Genomic DNA, 2,304 nt, shown 5'->3' with positions numbered 1-2,304 from the left:
GGGGACAATCTTCGCCGCCGGGCTGGACGTCACCGACCCCGAGCCCCCGCTCGCAGATAACCCCATGCTCAGGCTTCCCAACCTGATCGTCGCGCCGCACATCGCCAGCGGCACCGTCAGCAGCCGCAACGCGATGGCCGAGATCGCCGCCGACAACCTGATCGCCGGCGCCACCGGTCGGCCGCTGCGCTGCTGGATCAATCCGGACGTGGCCGGGCGAAGAAGATGAGGCTGGCGGCGAGATGGGAATGTCGGGTAGGAACATGCGGGCACTGGCGTCGCGGCCGTAGGGTGGGCACCGCCCACCATGATTCGACCATGATACGATGCTGGTGGGCAGTGCCCACCCTACAAGAATCATTTTAAGCCCCAGGAAGGCGTTCGAATTGGATACCATCCAACCCCGAAGGGCCCGAAGGGGCGACAAAGGGCGTGGAGCCACGACCAGTTCGCGGCGGTTGCTCAAAGGGGCAATCCGCATCCCGCTCATGCTGGTGTCGATGCACGCGCTGGCGGCGCTGGCCTTGGCCGACGCTCCCTCCGTCCAGTACCTCTTTCCCGCCGGAGGCCAGCGAGGCCAGACGGTCGAGGTCACGGTTGCCGGCACGCTGGCCCATTGGCCGGCGCAAGTCTGGGTCGATCGGCCGGGAGTGGACGTGAGCGCCGCGGACGAAAAGGGAAAGCTGAAAGTCACGATCGCTGCCGACGCCGTGCCGGGGCTCTATTGGCTGCGGGTTTACGACGCGGAGGGGTCAGCCTCGCCACAGGCATTCGTGGTGGGGACCGTACCCGAAGTGTTGGAGCAGGAACCGAACAACGAGACGAAGTCGCCTCAGACGCTGGGCACTCAGGCGGCGGTCGTCAATGGCCGCATCACGCCGGCCGGCGATGTCGATGTTTTCGCCGTGACCTTGACACGGGGCCAGACGCTGGTGGCTTCGCTGGAAGCGCACGAGACGCTGGCCTCGCCGTGCGACGCCGTGCTGCAAGTCGTCTCGCCGCGCGGCATCGTGCTGGCCGAGAACGACGACGAGCGCGGGCTTGACCCACAATTGACCTTTACGGCACCAGCCGACGGCGTTTACCTCGTGCGCGCGTTCGCGTTCCCAGCCTCGCCCGATACGGCGATCCGCCTGGCCGGCAACGAGGCGTACATTTACCGGCTGACGATTACCAGCGGCGCTTTCCTCGACGCCGCTATGCCCTTGGCGCTGACCCGCGGCGCCACGAGCCCGATCGAAGCCTTCGGCTGGAACATCCCCGACGCGACCAAGACACGCTCCCTTGCGCCGGCCGTCGGCGCCGCCACGGTCGAGCTTTTCGATCCCGCCTGGGCCGGAGTTTACCTGGTACCGGTCGAACCTCATGCCACGCCGGTCGAGTCGGAGCCGAACGGGCCTGAAAAGCCGCAGCGAGTCGAACCGCCGTGTACGATCAGCGGTCGAATCGGCGTGCCGCGCGATCGGGACGTTTTCAGCTTCATTGCCACCAAGGGGCAGGCATTCCTGTTCCAAATCGAGAGCAGATCGCTTGGCTATCCGCTCGACGCGGTGTTGGACGTGTCCGACGCCGCGAACCAATCGCTCGCGCGGATCGACGACGTCGGCCCAAACGCCGATGCCGAGCTGATCTTCACCGCGCCGGCCGACGGCGAATTCCGCCTGACGGTGAGCGACCTCTACCGGCACGGCGGCCCGCGTTATCATTACCGGCTGCGGGCGGTGCAACTCACTGGCGATTTCGCGCTCTCGGTCGAAACCCATGCGCTGGCGATTTCCGCCGGTGCGCTGCTGGAGATTCCGATTGCGGTCGAGCGCCGCCACGGCTTCGCCGACGAAATCACGTTCAACGTCGAAGGCTTGCCCGCCGGCGTGACTCAAGCCCAAGTGAAATCGCTGCCCGGAGACGACACAGCCAAGGCGGTGAAAATCACGCTCACAGCCACCGAGGGAAGCCGCTCCGCTCGGGTTCGCATCATCGGACAATCGTCAGGCACCGTCCCGCGAACCCACGCCGCGACCGCCGCGCTGGCGGGCCGCCCCGCGCGCACCGCCGAGTTGTGGCTGACGGTCAAGTAAGGCTGACGGTCAACGCGGTAACGTGGCGTGAACTTTTACTTCACGCGGCCGAGAATGAGAAACTCACGGTGGCTTGGGCAGAGCCTGGGCCGATGAAAACTTGGGCTTGTGGCCTGCTAGCCCGGATTATTCATGGTCCCGTAGCTGGCTTCGCAAGAAGTCTGGCCGTGGACGCGAGTTACGCTTGAATTCTTGCGAATTCTGCTACAGCACTCTGCGCCCGTTC

General features: G+C 65.7%; 2 protein-coding genes. Both read left to right on the top strand.

The genetic code is table 11. The annotated features are described in order from the left end of the window. Positions 1-229: NAD(P)-dependent oxidoreductase (locus VNH11_23240; protein HVA49299.1), on the top strand; the 229-nt coding region annotated here is incomplete at its 5' end. A 157-nt stretch (positions 230-386) separates the two neighbouring features. Further along, positions 387-2,078, top strand: a complete 1,692-nt coding sequence (locus VNH11_23235; GenBank protein HVA49298.1) for a PPC domain-containing protein — start codon at positions 387-389, stop codon at positions 2,076-2,078. Positions 2,079-2,304 lie beyond the last annotated feature (226 nt).

Source organism: Pirellulales bacterium (assembly GCA_035533075.1).
GTDB lineage: Bacteria > Planctomycetota > Planctomycetia > Pirellulales > JAICIG01 > DASSFG01.
The sequence above is the reverse complement of the archived record's forward strand: the minus strand, read 5'-3'. Positions and strand labels throughout refer to the sequence as shown.